Source organism: Amycolatopsis thailandensis (assembly GCF_002234405.1).
Taxonomy (GTDB): domain Bacteria; phylum Actinomycetota; class Actinomycetes; order Mycobacteriales; family Pseudonocardiaceae; genus Amycolatopsis; species Amycolatopsis thailandensis.
This window is the reverse complement of record NZ_NMQT01000055.1, coordinates 68,516-95,204: the sequence shown is the minus strand read 5'-3', so window position 1 is coordinate 95,204 and position 26,689 is coordinate 68,516. Positions and strand designations below refer to the sequence as shown.

Here is a 26,689-nt window from a genome sequence, read left to right as displayed (position 1 = left end):
GTTCGGCCGAACGGTGGCAAGAACGCGAATAGTCTTCACAAATTTGAATACCCGTGGGTAGTGTGCGCCTCGTCACTCTCCGACGACGGAGGTCTTTCATGCGACGAGGCATACGGGTCTTGACGACGCTAGCGGGATTGACGCTGGTGGCGGGAACCGTTCCGGCACTTCAGGCGAGCGCGGCGGAAGCCCCACAGAGCTCCGTGGTGGCGGCCGCGCTCGACGACTACTGCGGTGGCCAGTGCGGCGACATCCTGCCGCCGGGCACGAAGGGGAACGCCACACTCGCCGAGATCCTGGCGCACAAGGCGTTCGGCACCCGTCCCGCGCATTCCGCCGACCAGCTCGGCAAGTACGCCTCGCTCGCCGACGGCTACAAGACGCTGACCACGGACAAGATCAACCAGTTCTTCAACGACGCATCGTTCGGGGTCCGGTCCGGACAGGTCGAGAGCACGATCAAACCGCGTTCGGACGTGACGATCACCCGCGACAAGGCGACCGGCGTCCCCCGGATCGTCGGCACGACACGGCCGGGCACGATGTACGGCGCCGGGTACGCCGCCGGGCAGGACCGCCTGTGGCTGATGGACATCATGCGCCGGGTCGGCCGCGGCCAGCTGACCTCGTACGCCGGTGGCGCGCAGGGCAACCGCGAACTCGAGCAGAGCTTCTTCGCCTCGGCGCCCTACACCGAACAGGAACTGCAGAAGCAGATCGACGACGCCGCCGCCAGCGGTCCGCGCGGCGCGCAGGGCAAGGCCGACGCCGAGGCCTACGTCGAGGGCGTCAACAAGTACATCTCCGACGCGCACAGCGGCCGCTACTTCCCCGGCGAGTACGTCCTGACCGGACACGTCGACGCGATCACGAACGCCGGGACCATCGAGCCGTTCAAGCTGACCGACCTCGTCGTCCTCGCCGCCGTCGTCGGCGCGCAGTTCGGCGCCGGTGGTGGCGGTGAGGTGCAGAACGCCATCGCGAAGATGGCGATGCAGGAGAAGTACGGACTCGAACAGGGCGACAAGGTCTGGAAGAGCCTCCGGTCGGAGGACGACCCCGAGACCGTCAAGACCCTCCACAGTGGACAGAACTTCGACTACGGCAAGGCGCCCGCGAACCCGCAGGGCGCCGCGATGCCGGACAAGGGTTCGGTTTCCGGGCAGCAGCTGGTCTTCGACCCGACCGGTTCGGCCGGAACGGCGACGCCCGCCAAGGTGGACGTTCCGGCGCCCGAGGACCAGAAGGCCGTCCGCGGCATCTTCGACGACGGCGTCCTGCCCGGGAACATGCTTTCCGAGAAGCACGGCATGTCCAACGCGCTGGTCGTCTCCGGCGCCAAGACCGCGAGCGGTCACCCGGTCGCCGTCTTCGGCCCGCAGGCCGGCTACTTCGCGCCGCAATTGCTGATGTTGCAGGAACTCCAGGGCCCGGGCATCAGCGCCCGCGGCGCCTCCTTCGCGGGCATCAGCATGTACGTGCTGCTCGGTCGCGGCAAGGACTACTCGTGGAGCGCGACCTCGGCGTCGCAGGACATCACCGACACCTACGCCGTCGAACTGTGCGAGCAGAACGGTTCCGCGCCGACCAAGAACTCCAACTTCTACCGCTTCCGCGGCCAGTGCCTACCGTTCGACGTCGTCGAGCGCAAGAACGCCTGGAAGCCCACCATCGCCGACGGGACCGCCGAAGGTTCGTACACGCTGCGCAGCTTCCGCACCAAATACGGACCGGTGACGAGCCGGGCGCTGGTCGGCGGCAAACCGGTCGCGTACGCGTCGCTGCGGTCGACCTTCCAGCACGAGATCGACACGATCATCGGCTTCCAGAAGTTCAACGACCCGGACGCGATCAAGTCGGCGAAGGACTTCCAGGCCGCGGCGGCCGACGTCAACCAGACCTACAACTGGTTCTACGCCGACTCCCGCGACATCGCGTACTTCAACTCCGGCTCGAACCCGGTCCGAAATCCGAACGTCGACCCGGCGATGCCGGTGAAGGGCGACGCCGGATTCGACTGGCAGGGCTGGAACCCCGACGGCAACCTCGCGAACTACACGCCGTCGTCGCAGCATCCGCAGTCGGTCAATCAGGACTACTACATCAGCTGGAACAACGCGCAGAGCAACGGCTACGCGGCCAGCGGCGCGGACAAGAGTTCGGTGCACCGCGGCGATCTGATCGACGCGCGGGTCAAGAAGATGGTCTCCAGCGGCACCAAGGTGACGCGGGTGAACCTCACGCAGGCCATGGAGGAGGCGGCACTGGCCGACCTTCGCGCGGAGAAGGTGCTGCCGGAACTGCTCAAGGTGCTCGACAAGGCGCCGGTGACCGGGCCGGCCGCGGACGCGGTGGCGAAGCTGAAGACGTGGCTTTCCGCGGGCGCCCTGCGCTCGGAGACCTCGCCGGGCAGCAAGGCCTACGCGAACGCCGACGCGATCCGCATCATGGACGCCTGGTGGCCGCTGCTGGTCAACGCCCAGTTCAAACCCGGCATGGGTGACGCCGCCTACGCCGCCATGGTGGGCGTGCTGAAGATCAACGAGTCGCCTTCGGGCTGGCAGAACGAGATCCCGGGCAAGCACGTCGGCCAGGCGCACGCGGGTTCGTCGTACCAGTCCGGCTGGTGGGGCTACGTGCACAAGGACATCCGGTCGGTCCTCGGGCAGAACGTCGCCGGTCCGCTGCCGGTGAAGTACTGCGGTGGCGGCGACGTCAACGCCTGCCGTCAGGTGCTGCTCGATTCGCTGACGCAGGCGGCCGCGCAGCCCGCCAACACCGTGTACCCGGGTGACGGGGACTGCGGCGCGGGCGACCAGTGGTGCGCCGACACGATCATCCACCGCGCGCTCGGTGGCATCACGCAGGACAAGATGAGCACGCAGAACCGGCCGACCTTCCAGCAGGTCGTGGAGTTCCCGGCGAAGCGCGGCGACAACATCGCCAACCTCGCCACCGGCCGTTCGGTGAGCGCGAGCAGTCACGAGACCGGCTGGTACAACTCGCCGCCGTCCAACGCGATCGACGGGAACCCCTCGACGCGCTGGGCGAGCGACTGGAGCGACAACCAGTCGATCACCGTCGACCTCGGTTCGGCGCAGCGCGTTTCCCGGGTCGTCCTGCACTGGGAATCCGCGTACGGCAAGGCGTACAAGGTGCAGGTCTCGTCCGACGGGACGAACTGGCGCGACGTGGCGTCCATAGTGGACGGAGACGGCGGGCAGGACAACGTCGCCTTCGAGGCGACCGACGGCCGTTATGTCCGGATGGCCGGTGTCCAGCGAGGAACGAAGTACGGCTACTCCCTCTACGAGTTCGAGGTGTACGCCCACTAGCCGGAACACGGTTTACGGTGGCGGGGTGAACACGAACGACTGGTCACCCCGCACCCTCGCCGTCGCCGCCGGACGCCCGGAGGGCCCCGGCGAACCGCTGAACGTGCCGATCGTCGCGGCGAGCACCTTCGACGCCGGCGCCGATCGCGCGTATTCGCGGGAGAACGGCACCCCGACCTGGGAAGCCCTCGAAGCCGCGATCGGCGCGCTCGAAGGCGGGCACGCCACCGCGTTCGCCTCGGGGATCGCGACGCTCAGCGCCGTCGTCGACACACTGCCGGTCGGCGCGAAGGTCTGCGCCCCGACGTACTCCTATGCCGGGTCGCGTGGCCTGCTCGCGCACGCGCATCGCACCGGCCGCCTGGTGGTCACCGAGATCGCGCCGGACGACACGGCCGCGTGGGTCGCCGCCGCGGACGCCGACCTGCTGTGGCTCGAATCGCCGACCAACCCGACGCTCGACGTCATCGACATCGAGACGATCGCCGCCGCCGCGAACGGCCTGGTCGCCGTGGACAACACGTTCGCCACCCCGCTCGGGCAGCGGCCCCTCGAACTCGGCGCCGACATCGTCGTGCACAGCGCGACGAAACTCATCGGCGGCCACAGTGACTTGCTGCTCGGCCTGACTATCGCGGCCGACGAAGGCGTCGCGAAGGACCTGCGTGACGCGCGCACCCGGATGGGGGCGACGCCGGGAGCGCTCGAAGCGTGGCTGGCGCTGCGCGGGCTGCGGACGTTGCCGGTCCGCCTGGCCGAGCAGACCCGCACGGCCGCGCTGCTGGCGGCCCGGCTGGTCGACCATCCCGCGATCACCCGGGTGCGCTATCCCGGTTCCGGCACGATGATCGCGTTCGAGCTGCCGGACGCCCAGACCGCGGACAAGGTCATCGGGTCGCTGCGGCTGATCCGCGCCGCCACCAGCCTCGGCGGGGTGGAGAGCCTGGTCGAGCGGCGGGCGTGGCTGGCGGGTGACGCCCACGTTCCCGCCGGGCTCGTCCGCTTCAGCGTCGGGCTCGAAGATCCGGAAGACCTGTGGACCGATCTGGCTTCCGCGCTCGGCTAGCGCTTCGAGGCCCGGTGTTCTGATCGTGACCTTGAGGTTGCCGGGTACCCGTTTTGACGGCTGAATGGTCAGTCTCTCACCGGTAGGTACTCCGAACGTGTGAACCGGTCGGTAACAAACGCCTGGGTAATCGCGAGAATTCGCAGCTTCGGGCACTGAAACCGACGTTTTCGCGCCGTTCGGAGGCTGCCGAAAAAATGCTTCCGCAGCGCAACCGTTCCGGCCGTCCGGGTGTTAACATTGCCCCGTCGCCCGGAGATTTTCCCTCTGCTGGGCGACTTTCAGGCCCTTGTATCGGGCCGGATCATTCTGATGTTACCGGTTTTCCCAGTGGTTCTTGTCACTGTCCTTTCGCTACTGAAGACCCGCACTTTTCGGGCAAGATCGCGCTGTCACCCGAACGTGGGATTTTCCCCCGGGTGGTCGCATGGTGGGGGTCACCATGCGTTGCGATGCTTTTCACTGGGAGATCACTTTGAAGAAGACGTTGGGCCGCCTCGCGGGCGCGGTGCTGGCCGGCGCCGTCATCTCGCTGGCCGTGACGCCGGTCGCGATGGCGCAGACCGAAACGACGACGGAGCCCCCCGCGGCGCCGACCGAGACGTCGGCCTCCGTGCCGCCGGGGCCGACCTACACCGGTGGTCCCGTGACCACGGCTCCGCCGGAGACGAGCACCCCGACCTCGTCGTCCTCGCAGCAGCCGACGCCGACCAGCGGCAAGCCGTCCGAAACCTCGGGCAAGCCGACGCCGACCAAGACGTCCAGCCCGACCCCGACCCCGACCGAGGAGCCGAAGCCGGACTTCACCGTCGGCGCCGGCTACATCGACCCGGACGGCATCGGCGCGCTGGCCGTCATCTGCGCTTCGGAGCCCACCGGCGTCACCGCGGCGGACTTCGAGATCCTCGAGTCGTTCGAGGACGGCAGCGGCACGTACACCTGGATCTACATCGTCCAGGTGAAGCCCGGTTTCAAGGGCAAGTCGAGCACCTTCACCTGGACCTGCGACGGCAAGCCGGGTCAGGGTGACATCGAGTTCGAGGAGACCGTCGGCGGCGGCGCGACCGCGCCGGGCGCCAAGGTGAAGAAGCAGGTCAAGCTGAAGCCCAAGGGCGGCATCGAGACCGGTTTCGGCGCCACCGCGGCCTGATCGGATGTCCATGAAGTTTCCGAGGCGGGGTGGTCGCGCGGTCGCGGCCACCCTGTTCCTTTCCTTCGCACTGGCCGGTTGCGGTTCCGACGCCACCCCTCCGGCTGCGCCGCCCGCGACCGCCGCGGCAGCGGCTCCTTCGGTCGCCAAGCCGTTCAACGGTATTCGCCCGACGAGCGTGAAGATCCCCAAGATCGGCGCCGAGTCGAGTCTCGTCACGGTCGCGATCGACAAGGACGGCAAGATGTCCGTGCCGACGGCGAAGCACCCGATGCAGGCGGCCTGGTACCGGCTTTCCCCGGTGCCCGGTGAGGTCGGGCCCGCGATCCTGCTCGGGCACGTCGACGGCAACAAGCAGCCGGGTATCTTCTTCAAGCTCAAGGACGTCAACCCGGGCGACGAGGTGCTCGTCGAGCGCAGCGACGGCAAGAACCTGAAGTTCGTGGTCGAGAAGAAGGACCAGGTTCCCAAGGACCAGTTCCCCGAGGAAGCGGTCTACGGCAACACGGACAAGCCGCAGCTGCGGCTGATCACCTGTGGCGGTGTCTTCGACAAGGAAGAGCACAGCTACAAGGACAACGTCATCGTCTACGCGAATCTTGTCGCTTGACGACTGACATGAAAGGCCCCTTCATTGCAAAATTTGCGATGAAGGGGCCTTTCATAGCATCTGGGGGAGAGCTCAGCCCACACCCGCGGCGGGGAACGGGAACCCGCCGGGAGCGGCCGCTTCGGGATCGACCCACTTCCGCATCCCCGCGTCGCAGGCCGCGTAACCCCAGTTGATCAAGCGCTCCTGGAGTACTTCCGGCAGCTTCGTCAGCCGCGTCGGGGTCTCGGCCAGTTCCTGGGTGGACTTCACCGGCGACGGAAGCGCGTCCTCCAGCTCGAAGTTCTCGAGGTTCACGTAAGAACCCCAATAGGCGCCCGCGAAATCCTTCTCCACATACGACTTCAGCAGCGCGCCCCGCCGCAACTCGCGGACCTGGTTGTCGATCACATCGAGGACGCGCAGCAGCTGCCGTCCCCAGTCACGCTTGACCTTCGGCGTGACCTTCATCCGCTTGCCCGCGTCGCTGACCAGTACCGTCGCGTGCGCTTCGACCGGATCCAGGCCGAGGTTGTCGTAGACGCCGGCGTCGCTCAGCACGATCTTGCGGCCCGCCTCCTCCGACAGCGGATCGTGCAGCACCACCGGCGACAGCATCGGCGGGAACGCCGAGGACGCGGCCACCGCGGTGGCGAGCGGGATGTTCCCGTGCGGTCCGTCCTGCCGGAAGAACCACCACAGCGCGCCGTCCTGGAGGTTCGTCGCGGTGAAGACGAACTGCGGGCCGTCGGGGTCCAGATCCTTGAGACAGCAGTCTCCGAACAGGTGTTTCGCGTACACCCGCGCGAGTTCCTCACCGGCGCTTCGCCACGGCATCGCCATGGCCAGCAAGGTGACCGGGATGTCCAGTCGCGTACGCGCCAGGTTCCGGACCGGCGCGACGACCGCGTCGTGGAAGTTGTCCGCGACACCGTTTTCGAACTTCAGGTCCGACCACGCGTGCGCGAGCGCGCCCGCGGCGATCGAACCGCCCGAGACGCTGGAGAACGTCGAGATCTTCGACAGCCAGCCGAGTTCGTTGAGCCGCCACAGGGCTCCGGTGTGAAACAGCATCGCGCGATAGCCGCCGCCGGAAAGCGCCAGGCCGACGCCTTGGCGGGGGCTCGAAGGCTCCGTGTCATCCCCCATGTGAGCGAGTGTAGGGGGCTCAAGCAAGCAGAGGCCGCAACAGGCGTCGCTGTTCCACGGGGACGTACTCGGCGTAGTTGTCGTAGAGCGCCCGCTTGGCCAGCCGCGACGCGCGTTCGCCGTCCGAGTCCCGGATCGCTCCCAGCACCTCTTCGTGATGCGTGAGCCAGTTGCACATCAACGCGGTCCGGTCGTCGGCGTGCTCCAGTTTGTCTTCGATGAGTTCCAGGACGACGCCGCGGACGACCTCGCCGCTGATCACCAGCAGCGGATTGCCCGTCGCACGGGCGATGGCCTCGTGGAACGCCACGTCCGCGTGGGAGAACTCCGCGAATCCCTTCGAGACACCCGCGCGCATCGCCTCCAGTGCCGCGTCCAGTTCGGCGAGATGCTCTTCGGTCCTGAGCTGCGCGGCGAGCAGATGTGCGGAACCGTCGAGCACCATGCGGAACTGGAGGAGTTCGGACAGGCCGAGGTTCTCGGCCCGCGCCAGCCGGTGCATGGACCGGTGCAGCGCGGCGGGTGAAGCGGCCAGGACCTCGGGGCCGCGCGGGTCGCCAGGCCGCGAGCGGATCATTTCCGCCGCTTGCAGCACGCGCAGCGCTTCCCGCACGGTCGAGCGGCCGACGTCGAACTGGACCATCAGCTCGCGTTCGCTCGGCAGCCGGTCGCCGGGTTTGATCCGGCCGCTGAACACGGCTTCCTCGATCTGTTCGACGACGCGCTGGTACGCGCGGACAGGGGCGACCGGCTCGAATTCCATCTTGACCCTGCCGTCTCGTCTGGTTTACTGGTCAGACCAGTCTACCGGTCAGGGGGCAGGATGAAAGCCCGGATCCACGCGGCCGCGGTGGCGTTGCTGCTGGTGACGTCGGGTTGCTCCGCCGGTTCGAGCGCCACGGTCGCCAAGGATCCCGGCACGCTCGCCATCGGCTACACCGCCGAACCCGCGAATTTCGACTTCACCCGCACCGACGGCGCCGCCATCCCGCAGGCCCTGCTCTACAACGTCTACGAGGGCCTGGTGAAACTCGACGCGGACGCGAAGATCGTGCCGCTGCTGGCCGAATCGTGGACGGTTTCGGGAGACGGCAAGACCTACGACTTCAAGCTCCGGAAGAACGCGAAGTTCTCCGACGGCGCGCCGTTCACCGCCGAGGACGTCAAGTTCTCGCTGATGCGCGTCAAAACCGACTGGACCGTGTCGATCAAGTCCACAATGGACGTCGTCGACCGGGTCGACGTCGTCGCGCCGGATCACGCGCGGGTCGTGCTCACGAAACCCAGCAACGGCTGGCTGTTCAGCCTCACCAGCAGGCTCGGCGCCATGTTCAGCCAGACCGGCGTCGCGGATCTGGCGAACAAACCGGTCGGCACCGGGCCGTACACGGTGTCCTCGCGCCGGCGCGGCGATTCCATCGTGCTCAAGCGGAATCCCGGCTACTGGGGCACGGAACCGGCGTACTCGACCGTGGTCCTCAAGTACATCAAGGATCCGACGGCGCTCAACAACGCCTTGCTCAGCAACGGGATCGACGTCATCTCCGCGATCACCGTGCCGGATTCGATCCCGCAGTTCCAGAGCGACGACCGGTTCACCGTCGTCGAAGGCACGACGAACAGCGAGGTCACGCTCGCGTTCAACAACGCCCGCCCGCCGCTGAACGACGTCCGCGTCCGCCGCGCGCTGTCGTACGCGATCGACCGGAAGGCGTTGCTGGACACGGCCTGGGCCGGTCGCGGCACGCTCATCGGCAGCATGGTCCCGCCGACGGATCCCTGGTACGAAGACCTCTCGAACGCGTACTCGTTCGATCCGGCGAAGGCGAAAGCGCTGCTCGCCGAGGCAGGACTGTTTCAGTCAGGGCGAGCTACTCCCTCGCTGCGGCTTCGGATCCCGAACCTGCCGTACGCCGTTTCGGCCGCGCAGGTGGTGGCGTCGCAGCTGGCGGACGTCGGGGTCACGGTGACGACCGAGCCGCTGGACTTCCCGGCGGTGTGGCTCAAGCAGGTCTTCACCGACCACGACTACGACCTCTCGATCATCCAGCACGTCGAGGCACGCGACATCGTCACCTTCGGCAAGCCCAAGTACTACTGGGGTTACGACGGCAAGGACGTCCAGCAGGAGCTGGCGAAGGCCGACGCCGGAACGCCCCAGGAGCAGATCGACGCGATGCGGCACGTCGCGCGGCGGCTGTCCGAGGACGCGGCCGCGGACTGGCTCTTCCTGTTCCCCAACGTGATCGTGGCGAAGAACAAGGTGACCGGGTTCGTCCGCAACCAGGTCAGCGAGTCCTTCGATCTCACGGGATTGGCGCCGCGATGACGGTCAAGGTCGTGCGCCGGGTGGCGATCCTCGTGGCCAGTGTGCTGGTCGCGTCCATCGTGGTGTTCCTGTTCATGGCCGTGCTGCCGGGCGATCCGGCGCAGGTCGCGCTCGGCGTCAACGCGACGCCGGAGCTGGTCGCGAAGACCCGCGCCGAATTCGGCATCGACAGGCCGCTGGTGACGCAGTACTTCGACTGGATCGGCGGTGTCCTGCACGGCGACTTCGGCCGCTCGTACGTCACCCGCGAGGAGATCGGACCGGCGCTGACCGACCGGCTCGGCGTCACGTTGTGGCTGGTCGGGGCCGGGATGCTGGTGGCGTTGCTGATCGCCGTCCCGGCGGGCACGTTCGCCGCGGTGCGGCACCGGAAGGCCGACGGCGCAGCGGTTTCCGGGCTGTCGCAGCTCGGCGTCGCCATCCCCGCTTTCCTCGCCGGCATCATCTTGGTGCAGATCTTCGCGGTGCAGCTGCGCTGGCTGCCCTCCGGTGGCTGGACGCCGCCGGTGCAGGACCCCGGCGAATTCCTCCGCGGTCTCGTCCTGCCCGCCTTGTCGCTGGGGCTCGTGCAGGGCGCGGTGCTCACGCGCTATGTGAGGTCCGCTGTGCTCGACACGCTCGGACAGGACTACCTGCGCACCGCGCGCTCCAAGGGACTCCGCCCGTTCCAGGCGCTGTTCCGGCACGGCCTGCGCAATGCCGCCGTACCGGTGGTGACGGTGCTGGGTCTGCAACTGTCGACGCTGCTGATCGGCGCCGTCGTCGTCGAGCGCGTGTTCGTACTGCCGGGGCTGGGCAGCATGCTGCTCGACTCGGTGGCGTCGCGGGATCTGTTGTCCGTGCAGGGGATCGTGCTGGTCTTGGTGGTCGGCGTGCTGCTGGTGAACTTCGTGGTCGACGTCCTGTACACGGTGCTCGACCCGAGATTGCGGGGTTCCTGATGCGTAACCGCAATCTCGTGATCGGCGGTGTCCTGGTCGCGCTGATCGTGCTCGCCGCACTGCTTTCGTTCGTGTGGACGCCGTTCGATCCGGTGAAGGTCGACGCGCCGAACCGGTTGCACGAGTTCAGCGGCTCGAACCCGCTCGGCACCGACAGCTTCGGCCGCGACGTGCTCAGCCAGATCATGGTCGGCGCGCGGACGACGCTGTACGTCGGCGTGGTCGCGGTCGGCATCGCCGCGCTGATCGGGACGCCGCTGGGCATCCTCGCCGGGATGTCGTCGCGGTGGCTCGGCGAATTCGTCATGCGCGTCAACGATCTCGTCCTCGCGTTCCCCGCGCTGCTGCTGGCGATCATGTTCGGCGCGGTGTTCGGGGCCGACACGCTGACCGCGATGGTGGCGATCGGCATCGCGACCATCCCGTCGTTCGCGCGGATCGCGCGTTCGGGGACGCTGCAGGTGATGAGCAGCGAGTTCGTGCTGGCCGCGCGGTCGGCGGGCCGGTCGCGGCTGAACATCGCGGCGCGGCACGTGCTGCCGAACATCTCCGGGCTGCTGATCGTGCAGGCGTCCGTGTCGTTCGCGATCGCCGTGCTCGCGGAAGCGGCGTTGTCGTTCCTCGGCTTCGGCACGCGGCCGCCGACGCCTTCGTGGGGCCGGATGCTCCAGGAATCCCAGGTGTTCCTGACCCTGCACCCGCGGCTCGCGCTCGTGCCCGGCGTCGCGATCGCCATCGCGGTCCTCGGTTTCAACCTGCTCGGTGACGGCCTTCGCGATCGTCTCGACCCGCGATTGGCGGCGCGGCTATGACCCTCGAAGTCCACGATCTCGGGATCGGCGACCTGGTCCGCGGCGTCTCGTTCGACGTCGCCCGTGGTGAGCGAGTCGGGCTGATCGGCGAGTCGGGGTCCGGGAAATCGCTGACGGCGTTGTCGATCATGGGGCTGTTGCCCGAAGAGCTCGCCGCGTCCGGCTCGGTGAAACTCGACGGTCGCGAACTGCTCGGCGCTCCAGAGAAAGAACTGTCGCGGCTGCGCGGCAACGACCTGTCGATGGTGTTCCAGGAGCCGATGACCGCGCTGAACCCGGCGATGCGCGTCGGCGCGCAGGTGGCCGAGCCGATGCGGATCCATCGCAACGGGGGGAATCAGCGCGCCGAGGCGTTGCTGGATTCCGTGGGACTACCCGGGACTTCCCGGGCGTATCCGCATCAGCTCTCCGGCGGGCAGCGGCAGCGCGTCGTCCTCGCGATCGCGCTGGCCAACGACCCGAAGCTGCTGATCTGCGACGAGCCCACGACGGCGCTCGACGTCACCGTGCAGGCGCAGATCCTGGAACTGATCCTCGACGGCGTCCGCGAGCGGGAGAGCGCGCTGCTGTTCATCACGCACGACCTCGCCGTCGTGGCGTCGGTGTGCGAGCGGGTGCTGGTGATGCTGGACGGCGAGATCGTCGAAGCCGGCACCACCCGCGACGTGCTCACCGCGCCACAGCACGAGTACACCAAGAAACTGCTGGCCGCTTCGGATCTGGAGGCGGGCCGATGATGATCTCCGTACGGGACCTCGAACGCCGCTACACCCGCCGCGATGTGCACGCCTTGCGCGGCGTCTCGTTCGACGTCGAAGCGGGTCAGCGCTTCGGGATCGTCGGCGAGTCGGGTTCGGGGAAGTCCACATTGGTCAGATTGCTGGCCGCGCTGGACAAGCCGACGGCAGGCAGTGTCTCGTTCCAGGGCAAACGCGTCGACACACTGCCGGAGCGCAAACTCGGCTTCCTGCGTTCGGAACTCCAGATCGTCTTCCAGGATCCGATGGGCTCGCTCGACCCGCGGATGCGGGTGCGCGACATCATCTCCGAGCCGTTGGGGCGCCGGGATCCCACGCGGGTCACGGAGCTGTTGAACGCGGTCGGCCTGCCCTCGGACGCCGCGGGGCGGTATCCGCATCAGTTCTCCGGCGGACAGCGGCAGCGCATCTCGATCGCGCGGGCGCTCGCGCCGAATCCGAGCGTCCTCATCGCGGACGAGCCGGTGAGCGCGCTCGACGTCTCGGTGCGGAAGCAGATCCTCGACCTGCTCGCGTCACTGGTCGAGCTGTACTCGCTGACGTTGATCTTCGTCTCGCACGACCTTGGCGTGGTGCGGCACGTCTGCGACCGGGTCGCGGTGATGCGGCGCGGCGAGATCGTCGAACTGGGCGACGTCGACCAGGTCTACGACGCGCCGGAGCACGAATACACCAGGGAGCTGCTGGCGGCCGCGCCGAATCTGCGGGCCGAGCTGGCGCGGCTTCGCAACGGAGGCGACGATGCTTGAGTATCCGGAAGGGCTGCCGATCGGTGACGGCTGGGTGTCCACAGTGGACTCCGTGCCGGTCGTGTTCCCGTACGACGGGAGCGAGATCGGCCGGGCGCCGGTCGGGACGCCGGAGCTGGCCACGCGCGCGATCGACGAGGCCGTCGCGGTGTTCAAGCAGGTCGCGGGCCTGCCGTCCCGGGTCCGCCGCTCGCTTTTGAACGACGTCGCGGCCGCTTTGGAAGCCCGGCGCTCCGACTTCGAGCAGCTCCTGGTCCTCGAAACCGGGAAGCCGCTGGTCGATTGCCGGGTCGAGGTCGCCCGCACGATCGTCACCTGGCAGGCCGCCGCCGAGGAGGTCTCCCGACTGCACGGCGAGACAGTGCCGCTCGATCTGCTGCCGTCCGGTGACGGGCTGGTCGGGTTCTGGAAGCGCAAGCCGATCGGCGTCGTGGTCGGGATCGCCGGGTTCAACTATCCGCTGCTGCTGGCGTCGCACAAGATCGCGCCCGCCATCGCGGCCGGCTGCCCGGTGGTGGTGAAACCCGCGCCGCAGACGCCGCTGGCGACGTTGTGGCTGGTGCACTTGATCCGGGAGCTGACCGACCTGCCCGCGATGGTCCAGCTGGTCACCGGGGACGCGGCCGTCGGTTCGGCGCTGGTCACCGATCGGCGGGCCGGCGCGGTGTCGTTCACCGGATCCGCGCTGGTCGGGCACCGGATCGCGCGCGACGCCGCGCCGACGAAGACGTTGCTGGAGCTGGGTTCCAACGCCGCTTTGGTGGTCGCGGAGGACGCGGATCTCGACACGGCCGCGGACGCCGTCCTGCGCGGCGGGTTCTACGCGTCCGGGCAGGCCTGCATTTCGGTGCAGCGCGTACTGGTCGTCGACGCCGTCGCCGAGGAATTCACCGAACGGGTGCTCGCGCGGCTCGGTGAGGTCGTCACCGGTGATCCGCGAGACGAGAAGACGCGGGTCTCGGCGCTGATCGACCCCGGGTCGACCAAGCGCGTTCAGGAGTGGGTCGACAAAGCGACATCGGCCGGTGCGCGGCTGGTCGGCGGTGGTGTCGACGGCAGAGTCATCCGGCCGACGGTGCTGCTCGACGTGCCCGACGGCCTCGACTGCTGGGACGAGGAGATCTTCGGTCCCGTCGTCTGCGTCCGCCGCGTGTCCTCTGTGGACGAAGCGTTCGACGCGGTCAACGCCTCGCGCTACGGCCTGCACGCTTCGGTGTTCAGCGCCTCCTTGAAGACGGCGTTCCGCGCGCTCGACGAGCTGGAGGTCGGTGGCGTGGTGGTCAACGAGGTGCCCGGTTTCCGGTCCGACACCATGCCGTACGGCGGCGTGAAGGACTCCGGGATCGGGCGGGAAGGGCCGCGATTCGCGGTCGAAGAACTGACCGTGACGAGGATGGCGGTGCTGCGACCGTGAGCTACGAGAACCTGTTCCGGCTGGACGGCAAGCGGGCCGTCGTCCTCGGCGGCGGCAGCGGGATCGGCCGCGAATCGGCGAAAGCCCTGGCCGCGCACGGCGCCGAAGTGATCGTCGCGGACCGCGACGTCGCCGCGGCCAAGGCGACCGGCGCCGGAGAGGCGTACGAGATCGACCTGCTCGCCTCCGGTGCCGCCGCGAAAGCCGCCGCCGAACTCGGCGAGATCGACGTGGTGGTGCTGACCGCCGCGACCAACGTGCGCAAACGGCTGCTGGAGTACTCGCGCGAGGAATTCGATCGGGTGATCGCGCTGAACCTCGGCGCGACGTTCGAGGTCGTCCGCGCGTTCGGCGCCGGGATGGTCGAGCGCGGGCGGGGGAGCATCGTCGGGTTCTCGTCGATCCGCGGCACCACCGTCGAGCCGGGACAAGGTCCGTACGCGGCGACGAAAGCCGGGCTGGTGCAACTGTTCCGCACGGCCGCGGCGGAGTTCGGCCCGGCCGGGGTGCGCGTCAACGCGATCGCGCCCGGCGTCGTCGAGACCCCGCTGACAGCGCAGATCAAAGCGAATCCGGACTGGTACGACGCCTACGCGACCAAGGGAGCGCTCGGCCGATGGGCGCGCCCGGACGAACTCGCCGGCGCCGTCGTCTACCTGGCCTCGGACGCCTCGTCGTTCGTGACCGGCTCCGTGCTGGCGGTGGACGGCGGCTGGACCGCGGTCGACGGCCGCTTCGAACCACCCGCGACGTAAGGAGCCCGCCGTGCCGGAGTTGCCCGATCTGACCGCTGTCGAACTGGTCGCTCAGTACCGCGCCGGGACGTTGTCGCCGGTCGAGGTCACCGAAGCGGTCCTCGCCCGGGTCGAGGCGCGCGAACCCGAACTGCACGCGCTCTACGCGTACGATCCTAGCGGCGCGCGCGAAGACGCGAAGGCGTCTGAAAGCCGTTGGCACGCCGGGGAACCGCTCGGCCCGATCGATGGCGTTCCCTTGACGCTCAAGGAGAACATCGCGACCCGCGGCACGCCGGTCCCGCTCGGCACAGCCGCTTCTTCGCTGGAACCGGCCTCGGCCGACGCGCCCGCCGCCGCTCGCGTGCGCGAGTCCGGCGGGGTCCTGCTTGGCAAGACGACCATGCCGGACTACGGGATGCTGACGTCCGGGCTGTCGAGTTTCCACACCGCCTCACGGAATCCGTGGGACACCGCCCGCACGCCTGGCGGCTCCAGCGCGGGTGCGGGCTCGGCGGCCGCCGCCGGCTACGGCCCGCTGCACGTCGGCACCGACATCGGCGGCTCGATCCGGCTGCCCGCGGGCTGGTGCGGACTGGTCGGGCTGAAGCCGAGTTTCGGCCGGGTGCCGGTGGATCCGCCGTTCCTCGGCCGCGTCGCCGGGCCGATGACGCGGACCGTCGCCGACACCGCCCTGCTGATGAGCGTCCTGTCCGGTGTGGACGGTCGCGATCACCTTTCGCTGCCGCCTTCGTCACTCGACTGGACTTCGTTGTCCGGTGAGGTCAAAGGCTTGCGGGTCGGGCTGCACCTGAACCCAGGCGTCGGACTCCCGGTGCTGCCCGAGACGATCGCCGCGGTCACCGAGGCCGCGCGGGTGTTCGAGACCGCGGGCGCCGTCGTCGAGCCGGTTTCGCCGTTCCTGCGCCGCGAAATGCTCGACGGGCTCGACACCTTCTGGCGCGTCCGCGCCTGGTCGGACCTGTCGGCCCTGCCCGAAGACCGCCGCGCGAAAGTCCTGCCGTACATCGCCGACTGGGCCGCCGGTGGCGCCGACGTCAGCGGTGTCGACGCCTATCGCGGCTTCGCGCAGATCGACGCCATCGCCGTCGCGACCCTGCGCGAGACCGAACGCTTCGACGTCGTCCTGTCGCCGACCTGCCCGGTCTCGGCCCCACCCGCCGACTGGCCCTCGCCGACCAACGACCCGCGCCGCCCGTTCGAGCACATCGCGTTCACCTTGCCGTACAACATGTCCGGCCAGCCCGCGGTCTCGATCAATTGCGGCCACACCAGCGACGACCAGCCCATCGGCCTGCAAATCAGCGGCCGCCGCTTCGCCGACCTCGACGTCCTTCGCGCCGCTGCCGCCTACGAAACCCTTCGCCCCACTCCGCGCCCCTGGCCCTGACCCCCACGCGTTTAGAGGACTAATTGCGTCAAACCCTGGAGCCGAGTTCGTCGAGCCAGGCGGAGAAGTGCGGACACTGGGCTCGGAGGCCGTCGATGCCCAGGTCCGCGATCGCCAGCGGCCCCTCGAGTGTCTTTACATAGCCAGGGCAATACCTAGCCAGACGCTTCGAAGGCGCGTTCTTCGGATCGTCATTGACGAGTTCAGGCCCACCTGCTTCGGCGCAGTCCTGCTTGATCCGCTCGGCCAGCGCGGAATCGTCGCGAAGGTCCGCAAGCTGGTCTCCGGCAGCGAACACCCAGGATTCCAGTTCGTGCTGGACGAGGTGAGGGACGAATCGATGGTCACCGACAGCCGCTCGTATCGCTTCCTCGACGTGCGTGACCTTGGTAGTGGCTGAGCTCGACGGCCTTGTCGACATGCCAGGTGAGTCAGGCGGGAACCCGTAGTAGTCGAACAGCGTCGTCAGCACGGTGAGACGGGGGCTGGCTAGCAGTTCCTTGATCTCCCGGTGCAGCTTCGGCCAGGACGTGACACCGCCCCGGTAAGTCACGGACGAGGTGTGCGTCCGGACCGTCGAATAGGTGACGAACCAACCTTGGTGACGGAAATGACGGGATAGCAGATCCCGAACGACAGCCGCCTCGGTCTGGCCCTCCACCAGCAGATGAAGGCGTCTCGGCTCAGACATCCAGAACGCTGCCCGTCGATCCCGGCTGACCGCCGATGATGTTCTTCTCCCACAGCTCGCCGAGCGAGTACTCGTCGAGCCAGCTCTCCAGTGCCGCCGTGTTCGGCCGGGTGAAGACCGAGTTCCCGTCTCGCTGTTCGACGACGATCAGGTCCTCGGCGGAGAACTGGTTCATCAAAGTCACCGACTGAGTCGCGATCAGGACCTGGCTACGGGTCGAGGCGGAGCGCAGCATGTCCGCCAGCTGGACGATGGCCATCGGGTGCAGGCCGAGTTCCGGCTCGTCGAGGACGACGAGCGCGGGAAGTTCCGGTTGAAGCAACAAGGTGGCCAGGCAGACGAAACGCAGTGTTCCGTCGGACATCTGATTCGCGGAGAAGATCGTGTCCGAACCCTGTCGGCTCCAGCGAAGCAAAATGCGGTCGGTGCTGTCCGGCCTGAGTACGAAGTCACGAAAGAACGGAGCGACCAGCCGGATCGCGCCGACGATCCGGCGATACGCTGCCTTGTCCGCCCGATCCGAGCTTTCCTTTAGACGCAGCAGCATCGCAGCGATGTTGCCCGCGTCGGCGCGCAAAGCCAGATTGTCGGCAGTGGGAGACAGGCGCTTCACCGGAGCGTCGACACTGGTGTCGTGGAAGTGATAGACACGACAGCCTTGAAGCAACTCGATGATGTGCGAAGCCTCGGGACCCACGTCTCGTTTTCCCGAGGCTTTGCCCAGCCTGGTTTCCCTATGGCCTCGGCCGATCGTCCGGCTCCAAGGCTCCGGATTGCCTTCTTGGAGGTTCTCGATGACTTCCTCGTCGAAGATCAGCTCGTCGTCCGGTGCGGCGGCCAAATAAGCCGTGTAGAAGTTCGGTGGTGCGTCCAGCTTCAGGCCGATCTCTTGGCCGTATGCGCTGTCGTTGATCAGCGCGGACGCACCACCATTGCGCCCCACGAATAGGTTCAGCTGGTCTTCGCTGATCCTGCCCAACAACTCGAAGGCTTGGACGAAGTTGCTCTTGCCCGCGCCGTTCGCGCCGATCAGCACGTTCATCGCGCCCAGCTCGACGCGCGCCGAACGGATCGAGGTGAAGCCCTCGATCTCGATCGAGGTCAGGCGCTGTTGGCTCATGCGCACAGCTTAGGCAATCGTCCGAGAAAGTTGACGATCGCTCGTTCGTGCAAGTCGCGTGCGACTTTGCCTTGCCGGTCGGCAACAGAAAAGATCAAAGCCCCGGTGACATGACCAGCAGGTCAGGGGCCATCCGGGGCTATTCGTCGACCAGCTTAGCAGAGGAGTTTCGAGAGTGACCAGCGCTGGCGCGGGGGACTGGATCGAAACCTGGCTGTCCAAGCCGAGGTTCGAGGTCTATCTGCGAGCGGCGAACCAGGACCGCGAGCGAGCCGTGCGCTTGTACGAGTGGAACGCGGCCGTTTCCGCGGCGTTCCATCACGACCTGTGCCACCTGGAAGTGGCCCTGCGCAACGCCTATGACCGGGCATTGGGCAACGCCGTCGCGGCCGGGACGGCACATTGGGTTTTCCAAGCGGCGACCATCTTCCCGTCGCGATGGCAGAAGGCGGCGAACGGTACGCGGTACGACGTCAACGAGACAAGCCGAAGGCTGATGGCCGAAGCCATCGGGAACGCGACCCCGAAGAGCAGGCGGCCCGCTGAACCGGCTGCGCCGCCGGCGCCCGGAAAGGTGATCGCCGAGCTCAGCTTCGGCTTCTGGCGGTATCTGTCCGCACGACGCCATCACGACCCGCTGTGGATTCCTTACCTGCATCTGGCTTTTCGCGCCGGGACTGACCGCCGTGACGTCGACAAACACGTCGAGCGCTTGCACAGACTTCGTAACCGCGTCGCCCATCACGAGCCGCTGCTCACCCTCGACGTCCGAGAGCACTGGAAAGACGTACAGGACCTCGCTGCGCTCATCTCGCCGCAGGTAGCCGCCTACATCGCGGCCAACAGCTCCTGTAACCGGCTGTTGGCCGCACGTCCCTGCTAGCCGGCGATCGCGTCGGCCAGCGCCAGGATCCGCCGCGCGTTCTCCACGTGCAGGTTCTCGATCATCCGCCCGTCCACGGTCACGACGCCCTGCCCGGCCGCCTGCGCCTCCTCGAACGCCGAGATGATCTTGCGCGACCGCGCGATCTCCTCTTCCGAAGGCGCGAAGATCCGGTTGCACGGCTCCAGCTGCGCCGGGTGGATCAGCGTCTTGCCGTCGAAGCCGAACTGGCGCCCTTGCAGGCATTCCGCTTCGAAGCCTTCGAGGTCCTTCACGTCGTTGTAGACGCCGTCGAGGATCGCCTTGCCGGTCGCCCGCGCGGCCAGCAGCGCGAGCGAAAGCCCGCCCAGCAGCGGCGCGCGGCCGGGGACGAACTCGGCGTGCAGTTCCTTCGCCAGGTCGTTCGTGCCCATGACCAGCACGGTCAGCCGCTCGGACGCCGCCGCGATCTCCTCCGCGTGCAGCATCGCGACCGGGGTTTCGACCATCGCCCAGATCTTCGTGTGGTCCGGCGCGCCGCCGAGTTCCAGCGCGCGCTCGATGTTGTGCACCTCGGCGGCGGAGTTCACCTTCGGGACCACGATCGCGGCCGGTCCCGCCTGCGCGGCGGCGCGGAGGTCCGCGTCGTGCCATTCGGTGTCGAGGCCGTTGACGCGGATGGTCACCTCGCGCGAGCCGTACTCCTTCGACGAAGCGGCGGCGCAAACGCGTTCACGTGCGGCTTCCTTCGCGTCGGGCGCGACGGCGTCTTCGAGGTCGAGGATGAGGCCGTCCGCGTCGAGGGTCTTGGCCTTTTCCAGCGCTCTTTCGTTAGCGCCGGGCATGTAGAGGACGGAACGCCGGGGGTTCATGCGGAAGCCTCCTTGGTGGCCGCGTCGTAGGCAGCGGCGAGTTCGGGGTCGTCGGCGGCCAGGGCGTCGGCGAGTTCGGCGACCACCCGGCACTGCTTGACCGAGGCGTCGTCCTGCATCTTGCCGTCGATCATCACCGCGCCGGTGCCGTCACCCATCGCGGCGATCACGCGGCGCGCCCAAGCCACGTCTTCGGGCGAAGGCGAGAACACCTTCTTGGCGATGTCGATCTGCACCGGGTGCAGGCTCCAGGCACCCACGCAGCCGAGCAGGAACGCGTTGCGGAACTGGTCCTCGCAGGCCACGACGTCGCGGATGTCGCCGAACGGCCCGTAGTACGGCAGGATCCCGTTCGCCGCGCAGGCGTCCACCATCCGCGCGACGGTGTAGTGCCAGAGATCCTGCTGATACGTCGTGCGTCCCTCGTTCAGGTCCTCGCCGGTCGGGTCCGTGCGCACCAGGTAACCGGGGTGCCCGCCACCCACCCGGGTGGTCTTCATCCGACGGCTCGCCGCGAGGTCGGCCGGGCCGAGCGAGATGCCCTGCATCCGGGGGCTCGCGCCGGCGATTTCCTCGACGTTCGCGACGCCGCTCGCGGTCTCCAGAATCGCGTGCACCAGCAGCGGCTTCGTCAGCCCGGCCCGCGCTTCGAGCTGCGCGAGCAGCCTGTCGACGTAGTGGATGTCCTGCGCGCCCTCGACCTTCGGCACCATGATCACGTCGAGTTTGTCGCCGATCTCGGTGACCAGCGTGATCAGGTCGTCGAGCACCCACGGCGAGTCGAGGCTGTTGACGCGGGTCCACAGCTGCGTCTTGCCGAAGTCGGTCGCCTTCGCGATGGTGACGAGCCCGTTCCGCGCGGCCTCCTTGCGGTCGGCGCGCACGGCGTCCTCTAGGTTGCCGAGCAGGACGTCGACCTTCTTGGCGAGATCCGGGACCTTGGCGGCCATCTTCTCGTTGCCGGGGTCGAAGAAGTGGATCATCCGCGAAGGAGGCACGGGGATCTGGCGGAGTGGTTCCGGCGCCCCCACGGCGAGCGGGGCGAAGAAATCCTTCGGCGAACGCATCGTTCCTCCATCGCAACGGGCTAAGTGACCGACGAGTAACCCTAAACCCGGAAGGTGGGGAACCGCTGCGGCGCAGCTCACCTCCAAGGGGACACGATCGGGAATCGCGGAGGAATCTGTGGACGACTGGGCCTTGCCGGGTTTCACCGAGATGGGGTCGCTGGGCGAAGGCGGATTCGGGCGGGTCGTCCTGGCCCGGCACGACGAATCCGCGCAGGTCGTGGCCATCAAATACCTCTACGCGAGGTTCGCGGCCGACCCGCAGAGGCTGGCCGAGTTCCGCCATGAGGCCCAGGTCCTGAGCCGCGTTTCGGGGCCTCACATCGCCCGTCTGCACCAGTTCGTGGAGACGCCGCAAGGTGCGGCGATCATCATGGAGGCCGTTCACGGAATCTCCCTGAAAGAGATCCTCGGCCGCCAGGAGAAGCTCGAACCCGAAGCCGCGCTGGCCATCCTCAAGGGCTCGCTGCTCGGCCTCGCCGGCGCGCACGCCGCGGGCACCGTCCACCGCGACTACAAACCGGCCAACGTCCTGGTCACCCGGGAGGGGCAGAGCAAGCTCGTCGACTTCGGCATCGCCGTGCTCGCCGGACAGGCCGGAGTCGCCGCGGGCACGCCCGCGTACATGGCGCCCGAGCAGTGGGCGGGTGGGATCGCCACGCCGGCGACCGACGTCTACGCCGCGACCTGCGTGTTCTTCCAATGCGTCGCCGGGCACAAGCCGTACGAGGCCGAACAGACCGAAGTGCTGCGCACGCTGCACGAATACGCGCCGATCCCGTTCGGCGAGGTCCCCGAACCGGTCCGCGACCTCATCGCGCGCGGCATGGCGAAGGACGTCACCCAGCGACCGTCGGGCGCGGCCGAGTTCGTCGCCGAACTGGAGTCGTCCGCCAGGAAGGCCTACGGCGAAGACTGGGAACGCAACGGCTGGCACTGGCTCGCCAAGGGCGCCGGTGTGCTGGTCGCGCTGTCCCCGTTGGCTTTACTCGGCGCCGGGACCGCCGCCGCGCCGGTCATCGCGGGCGGCGCGGCGGGCGGTGTCGCGGCGACCACCGGCGGCGGGATCGCGGTCGGCCTCAAGGTGACCGCCGCGATCGCCGCCGTCACCGCGGCAGCCGTCGGCACGGTCGTGGTGGTCAACGCCGACAGTGACGATCCGCCGACCACGACGGTCTCCGCGATGCAGGTCGACCTCCTCACCCGCACCGAGAAGTTCGACGGCTTCGACTACGACGGCAAGTACGTCCGGATCAGCGGCCTGAAGGACAAAGCCGCCGAGGAGCGGGTCAACAAGGCGCTGATGGCGCCGATCGACGGCTGGCTCGAGAACTTCTGGCCCGACAGCTACCAGCCGCAGCGGGAACCCGACGGCGACATCCCGCACATGAAGACCGAGGCCGAGATCCTCCGCAAGGACGACAAGCTCGTCTCGGTCGTCTACAAACGCTCGATCGACTCCACCCAGTTCGGCAACCACGGCGGGTTCAGCGTCCGCCCGATCGTCATCGATCTGGCCAAAGGCGAGCAGATCTCCTCCGCGCACCTCTTCGACAACGTCGACGGCACCGCCTCGCGGATGCGGAAGCTCGAAGACCTGATCCTCGACTCGGCGAGGCCTGGCGACTGCCTCGCCGACAAGCCGACCTCGCCCGAGCACCTCCCGGCGACGGCGCTTTCGGCGCGGTACACCTTCGATTACGACTCCATCCTGCAGGCGGCGCCCACGGCCAACGGCATGCGGTTCTACGTCTACGGCTCCGCGCTCGGCTACCCGCGCGTCTGCGACCCGACCGAGGTCACCACCGAGTACGCGCGCTTGAGTGATCTGCTGAGTCCCTCGGTGAGGAATCTCCTCGGCCTCGCCAACGGCGGCACGCAGGGCGAACGGACCAAAGAGGACAACGTCGGCGCCTTCACCATCACCACGCCGGAGAAATGGTGGCTGCTCTCCAGCGCGCCCATCGAGCGCTATCTGGTCACCGCCGATCAGTGCTCGAACGACGGGATGCAGCCGTTCCACTGCGCCGGGGTCGTCTTCAGCGACAACTCCCGCATCGACGCGGCCACTCCGCCGTATGAACCGGGCAAGCCGTACAACCGGTCCAACGGCCCACGTCCGTGCCACTCCATCGGGGCACCGGGCGAAACGCAGGGATCACCCATCTTGCAGAAAAAGGACCTTCGCCCGATCGGCACGAAGAAGGCCGCCTACGAGGAGTGGCGGCTCACGTGCTCCGGAGGCGGCGCGGTCACCCAGCGAGTGTGGTTCCTGCCGAAAACGCAGCTCGTGATCGTGGACGAATGGAACACTCCAGGCCTCGACAAAATCCTGGAAGAGGCGCGGTGGAACTAAACGACGAGTGGAGACTGCCCGGTTTCACCGAGCTGGAGCAGCTCGGCACGGGCACTTTCGGCCGCGTGGTGCTCGCGCGCCAGGACAACACCGGCCACGTCGTCGCGATCAAGTACCTCTTCTCCCGCTTCGCCGCCGAGCCCGCCTATCTCGAAGCGTTCCGCCAGGAGGCGCTGGCCCTTCACCGCGTCGCCAGTCCGCACGTCGTGAGGCTGTACGAGTTCTTCGAGACGCCGCAGGGCGCCGCGATCGTGATGGAGGCGGTCAACGGCGTCTCGCTGCGCGCGGTGCTCCAGGCCGAAGGCGCTCTTGAACCCGAAGCAGCTCTCGCGGTCCTGAAAGGATCGCTGCTCGGGTTGGCCGCGGCGCACTCCGCGAACGTCGTCCACCGGGACTACAAGCCGGCCAACGTCCTCGTCGCCGACACCGGCGAGAGCAAGCTGGTCGACTTCGGCACGGCCGTCCTGGCGGGTGAACGGGGCCCGGCGGTCGGCACGCCCGCGTACATGGCGCCCGAGCAGTGGGCCGGTGGGCAAGCCACTCCGGCGACCGACGTCTACGCCGCGACCTGCGTGTTCTTCCAGTGCGTCGCCGGTCATCGCCCGTACGAGGCGGAACAGACCGAGGTGCTGCGCACGCTGCACGAACACGCGCCCATCCCGTTCGGCGAAGTCCCTCAGCCGGTGCACGAGATCGTCGCGTTCGGGATGGCGAAGGACCCGTCGAAACGGCCTGTCGACGCGCTCACGTTCGTCGGCGAACTCGAACGCGTCGCCCGCGCCGGGTACGGCGAGGACTGGGAGCGCAAAGGCTGGTCCCGGCTGGCGAAGGCGACAGGTGTCCTCGCGGCAGCGACGCCGTTGGTGCTGCTCGGCGCCGGTACGGCGGCCGCCCCCGGGGTCGCCGCCGCCGGAACGGGCGCGGTGGCCGCGTCGACCGGCGGGATCGCGGCCGGACTGAAGATCGCCATCGGTGTCGTCGCCGCGACGGCCGCCGTGGTCGGCTCGGTGGTCGTCTTCTCCGACGCGAGCACCCCGCCGCCGCAGCCGCCGCCGACCAGTCAGCGGGCCGTCGCGCTCAAGGTCGCCATGAAGGACCGCTCCGGGACGGTGCCCGGCACGACCCTCCAGTTCCGCGGGCAGTACCCCGAGGTGACCGGCGGACCCGATCAGGCCTGGTCGAAACGGGTCAACGACGCGCTGACCGCGCCGATCGACGAGTGGAACTCCGAGACCGGACCGGGTGCGGCGAAGCTGGTCGAAGAACACGGCGGCGGCCCATACGTCCTCACCACCAAAGCCGACGTGCGGATGCAGAACGAGAGGTACCTCTCGGTCAGCTACGAACACGGCCTCGACAACGCTCCCCACCCGACGTGGAACTTCGGCCGCTCCAGCGTGCTGATCGACCTCACGAGCGGCACCGCTGTCGCGCCCGCGGACCTGTTCCGCCCCGGGATGTTCTCCGACCAAGGCATGCTGACTCTCAGCGACCTGCTCTGGCCCGATCACGACCAGGGTTGCGCGCTCACCACCTGGACGCCGATCAAGCCGTCCGACCTGGCCGGACCGGGGGAGCTCAAGGTGTTCCCGGCCTTCACTCCCGCCGAGGTCGAGCTCACGATCAACTTCAACCGGCTCGGTTTCGAGACCGCCTGCGGCGTCCAGACGATGAAGCTCCCCTATGACAAGCTCTCCGATCTGCTGAAACCCGAACTCGTCGCGGGGCTGACGGGCGGCAAGACCGTGAAAGGGACGTCGTCCGCCCCGCCCGCGCGAGGATTCACCGACGTCTCGGCGGGCGCGCTGACCCTGCACCTGCCGAAGGACTGGGCCGTGGTCTCGCAGGGACTGGAAAAGGTGCTCGTCGCTCCCGGCTGCCCGGACCCGAAGAAGTACTTCAACTGCAAGTACGTCCTCCTCACCGACAACACCCAGCAGTCCGCCGAGCAGCCGCCGTACCGGCCGGGCGGCTTCTACCGGCGCAGCGCGGGCGGCCGGGCCTGCAACGCCGCCGGACGCAAGGACCTCCGCCAAGAGGGTGACGCCGCGCGGACGGCTTCCGCCACCGCACCGGTCGGCGCGGCGACGGCGACCTACGAGGAGTGGACGATCCAGTGTGTTCCTCGTGGACGGACGGGTGGAAGCGGCGAGACACAAGTGACCCAGCGGATCTGGTTCGTCGCGGACAGGCAAGTAGTGGTGATGGACGAGTGGCGGACACCGGGCGTCGAAGATCTCCTCCGCGCCGCGACCGTCTCCTGACCTGACCTGCGATGGTCCACAGTGGAATGAGTATTCAGTGGGCTGAATGGCCTAACGTTTTGCTTCCCTCGCCGCGCCAATGTTCGGTGTCGGTCAGTCCGTACTCGTGACCGTTCGGAGACAACCGGTAACACCACTTACCTCGTTCTCACTCGGTTGGCGGCACGGTCGGACTGAAGTCGAATGACCGCCTACCGACCGGTCACCGATGACAAGGTGCCGCCGATCGCAGCCACTCGCGTTGTCCGGCGCCGCCGCCTCCCCGCCCTGTTAGACAGTTCATGTGCCGCTTCCACCGAGGTGGCACGGGATGAAGAGCCTTAGGGAAACCAGGTTCGAAGGAGGCGGAACGTGGCGGCTACACCGAACATGGAGAGCTCGACGGTCGCCGGTGGCGCGAAGCGCAGCCGGTCACTGCCGAGCCGGGTGGTGCCGCCGATCGAACTGCCCGCGAGCGTCGAGGAGCTTTCACGCAAGGCGGCGGCCCTGCTCGGCTGGAACGGCATCGTCTTGCCGGAGACCACCGTGCTCGGCCGCAAGATCTGCGTGGTCGCCCGGCTCCGCACCGACGTGCACGCGGAGCGCATCGCGATGGGCATGGGTCCCGTCGTCGATCGCGCCACCGTCGACACCTGGACATGGCCAGAGCTGGCCGCGACCGCACCCGCGCCGGCCGCCGAGATCATCGGTGTCCTCGCGGTCGCCCGGCACTGGCGCACCGCGATGGCCTCCGCGGTTCCGTTCGCACGTTACGGCGAGGCCGCGATGGTGCTCCCATCGCCAGCCGTATTGACGGAAGACTACGTCGGCAACTGCCTGCCGCGTGCCCGCGCCTACGGGCTCGGCATCGTCACCGCCGACCCCAACGCCGTGACCGACCTCGACCTCGAGGGTCACAACGAGCGTATGCTCCTGGACGAGGACCCGGTCTCGCGCCTGGTCAACGAGATCGTCTACGACCAGCTGCTGCGCGCGACCGAGCTCCCTGCCGAAGTCGACTGAACCGGCTACCGTCGGGTC

At 68.1% G+C, this 26,689-nt stretch carries 22 protein-coding genes; 16 read left to right on the top strand and 6 right to left on the bottom strand.

Annotated features, from left to right (window positions below; all coding sequences use genetic code 11):
* The first annotated feature begins 98 nt into the window (after positions 1-98).
* From CFP71_RS15945 to CFP71_RS15930, 4 genes are all read left to right on the top strand, one after another.
* Entirely contained in the window at positions 99-3,335 is a 3,237-nt protein-coding gene (locus tag CFP71_RS15945; protein ID WP_093934632.1) for a penicillin acylase family protein, read from the top strand.
* Positions 3,336-3,360: 25 nt separating this feature from the next.
* Positions 3,361-4,401, top strand: coding sequence for a trans-sulfuration enzyme family protein (locus CFP71_RS15940; protein ID WP_093934631.1), 1,041 nt, complete (start codon positions 3,361-3,363; stop codon positions 4,399-4,401).
* 475 nt (positions 4,402-4,876) lie between these two features.
* The gene (locus CFP71_RS15935) at positions 4,877-5,551 is read left to right on the top strand and encodes a hypothetical protein (protein ID WP_093934630.1); all 675 of its coding nucleotides are present in this window, start codon (positions 4,877-4,879) and stop codon (positions 5,549-5,551) included.
* 4 nt (positions 5,552-5,555) lie between these two features.
* The gene (locus tag CFP71_RS15930; RefSeq protein WP_093934629.1) at positions 5,556-6,161 is read left to right on the top strand and encodes a class F sortase; all 606 of its coding nucleotides are present in this window, start codon (positions 5,556-5,558) and stop codon (positions 6,159-6,161) included.
* 72 nt (positions 6,162-6,233) lie between these two features.
* Here the strand turns inward: CFP71_RS15930 and CFP71_RS15925 are convergent, their stop codons facing one another.
* Both CFP71_RS15925 and CFP71_RS15920 read right to left on the bottom strand, forming a co-directional pair.
* The gene (locus CFP71_RS15925; protein WP_093934628.1) at positions 6,234-7,289 is read right to left on the bottom strand and encodes a patatin-like phospholipase family protein; all 1,056 of its coding nucleotides are present in this window, start codon (positions 7,287-7,289) and stop codon (positions 6,234-6,236) included.
* Between the two features lie 19 nt (positions 7,290-7,308).
* The gene (locus tag CFP71_RS15920; protein ID WP_093934627.1) at positions 7,309-8,052 is read right to left on the bottom strand and encodes a FadR/GntR family transcriptional regulator; all 744 of its coding nucleotides are present in this window, start codon (positions 8,050-8,052) and stop codon (positions 7,309-7,311) included.
* 60 nt (positions 8,053-8,112) lie between these two features.
* Here CFP71_RS15920 and CFP71_RS15915 point away from each other — a divergent pair, with 60 nt between their 5' ends.
* The 8 genes from CFP71_RS15915 to CFP71_RS15880 are packed head-to-tail and all read left to right on the top strand — an operon-like array spanning position 8,113 to position 16,437.
* Positions 8,113-9,618 (top strand): ABC transporter substrate-binding protein, encoded by a 1,506-nt coding sequence (locus tag CFP71_RS15915; RefSeq protein WP_093934626.1) that lies wholly within the window; start codon positions 8,113-8,115, stop codon positions 9,616-9,618.
* Complete coding sequence (locus tag CFP71_RS15910) at positions 9,615-10,559, top strand: ABC transporter permease (protein WP_093934625.1); 945 nt, start codon at positions 9,615-9,617, stop codon at positions 10,557-10,559. The genes CFP71_RS15915 and CFP71_RS15910 overlap by 4 nt, the downstream gene beginning before the upstream one ends.
* The gene (locus tag CFP71_RS15905) at positions 10,559-11,371 is read left to right on the top strand and encodes an ABC transporter permease (protein ID WP_093934624.1); all 813 of its coding nucleotides are present in this window, start codon (positions 10,559-10,561) and stop codon (positions 11,369-11,371) included. Before CFP71_RS15910 ends, CFP71_RS15905 begins: the two co-directional genes overlap by 1 nt.
* Positions 11,368-12,108 (top strand): ATP-binding cassette domain-containing protein, encoded by a 741-nt coding sequence (locus tag CFP71_RS15900; protein ID WP_093934623.1) that lies wholly within the window; start codon positions 11,368-11,370, stop codon positions 12,106-12,108. The genes CFP71_RS15905 and CFP71_RS15900 overlap by 4 nt, the downstream gene beginning before the upstream one ends.
* Positions 12,105-12,878, top strand: coding sequence for an ABC transporter ATP-binding protein (locus CFP71_RS15895; RefSeq protein ID WP_093934622.1), 774 nt, complete (start codon positions 12,105-12,107; stop codon positions 12,876-12,878). Before CFP71_RS15900 ends, CFP71_RS15895 begins: the two co-directional genes overlap by 4 nt.
* The gene (locus CFP71_RS15890) at positions 12,871-14,292 is read left to right on the top strand and encodes an aldehyde dehydrogenase family protein (RefSeq protein ID WP_093934621.1); all 1,422 of its coding nucleotides are present in this window, start codon (positions 12,871-12,873) and stop codon (positions 14,290-14,292) included. The genes CFP71_RS15895 and CFP71_RS15890 overlap by 8 nt, the downstream gene beginning before the upstream one ends.
* The gene (locus CFP71_RS15885) at positions 14,289-15,047 is read left to right on the top strand and encodes an SDR family NAD(P)-dependent oxidoreductase (protein WP_093934620.1); all 759 of its coding nucleotides are present in this window, start codon (positions 14,289-14,291) and stop codon (positions 15,045-15,047) included. Before CFP71_RS15890 ends, CFP71_RS15885 begins: the two co-directional genes overlap by 4 nt.
* Before the next feature lie 10 nt (positions 15,048-15,057).
* Entirely contained in the window at positions 15,058-16,437 is a 1,380-nt protein-coding gene (locus CFP71_RS15880; RefSeq protein ID WP_093934619.1) for an amidase, read from the top strand.
* Positions 16,438-16,465: 28 nt separating this feature from the next.
* On the opposite strand, the gene CFP71_RS15875 is transcribed toward CFP71_RS15880, so the two are convergent.
* The gene (locus CFP71_RS15875) at positions 16,466-17,098 is read right to left on the bottom strand and encodes a DUF4276 family protein (protein ID WP_244199705.1); all 633 of its coding nucleotides are present in this window, start codon (positions 17,096-17,098) and stop codon (positions 16,466-16,468) included.
* A gap of 22 nt (positions 17,099-17,120) precedes the next feature.
* Positions 17,121-18,170, bottom strand: a complete 1,050-nt coding sequence (locus tag CFP71_RS15870) for an AAA family ATPase (protein ID WP_425266621.1) — start codon at positions 18,168-18,170, stop codon at positions 17,121-17,123.
* A 253-nt stretch (positions 18,171-18,423) separates the two neighbouring features.
* Here CFP71_RS15870 and CFP71_RS15865 point away from each other — a divergent pair, with 253 nt between their 5' ends.
* Positions 18,424-19,131 (top strand): Abi family protein, encoded by a 708-nt coding sequence (locus CFP71_RS15865; RefSeq protein ID WP_093934616.1) that lies wholly within the window; start codon positions 18,424-18,426, stop codon positions 19,129-19,131.
* On the opposite strand, the gene CFP71_RS15860 is transcribed toward CFP71_RS15865, so the two are convergent.
* The gene (locus tag CFP71_RS15860) at positions 19,128-19,982 is read right to left on the bottom strand and encodes an HpcH/HpaI aldolase/citrate lyase family protein (RefSeq protein ID WP_005161741.1); all 855 of its coding nucleotides are present in this window, start codon (positions 19,980-19,982) and stop codon (positions 19,128-19,130) included. The two genes, CFP71_RS15865 and CFP71_RS15860, sit on opposite strands and share 4 nt — an antisense overlap.
* The gene (locus CFP71_RS15855; protein WP_093934615.1) at positions 19,979-21,049 is read right to left on the bottom strand and encodes an HpcH/HpaI aldolase/citrate lyase family protein; all 1,071 of its coding nucleotides are present in this window, start codon (positions 21,047-21,049) and stop codon (positions 19,979-19,981) included. Before CFP71_RS15855 ends, CFP71_RS15860 begins: the two co-directional genes overlap by 4 nt.
* Positions 21,050-21,167: 118 nt before the next feature.
* Here CFP71_RS15855 and CFP71_RS15850 point away from each other — a divergent pair, with 118 nt between their 5' ends.
* The 3 genes from CFP71_RS15850 (at position 21,168) to CFP71_RS15840 (ending at position 26,671) form a co-directional block, all read left to right on the top strand.
* Positions 21,168-23,405, top strand: a complete 2,238-nt coding sequence (locus CFP71_RS15850; protein ID WP_093934614.1) for a protein kinase domain-containing protein — start codon at positions 21,168-21,170, stop codon at positions 23,403-23,405.
* The gene (locus CFP71_RS15845; RefSeq protein WP_093934613.1) at positions 23,396-25,669 is read left to right on the top strand and encodes a serine/threonine-protein kinase; all 2,274 of its coding nucleotides are present in this window, start codon (positions 23,396-23,398) and stop codon (positions 25,667-25,669) included. The genes CFP71_RS15850 and CFP71_RS15845 overlap by 10 nt, the downstream gene beginning before the upstream one ends.
* A gap of 351 nt (positions 25,670-26,020) precedes the next feature.
* Positions 26,021-26,671, top strand: coding sequence for a hypothetical protein (locus tag CFP71_RS15840; protein WP_093934612.1), 651 nt, complete (start codon positions 26,021-26,023; stop codon positions 26,669-26,671).
* The last annotated feature ends 18 nt before the right edge of the window (positions 26,672-26,689 follow it).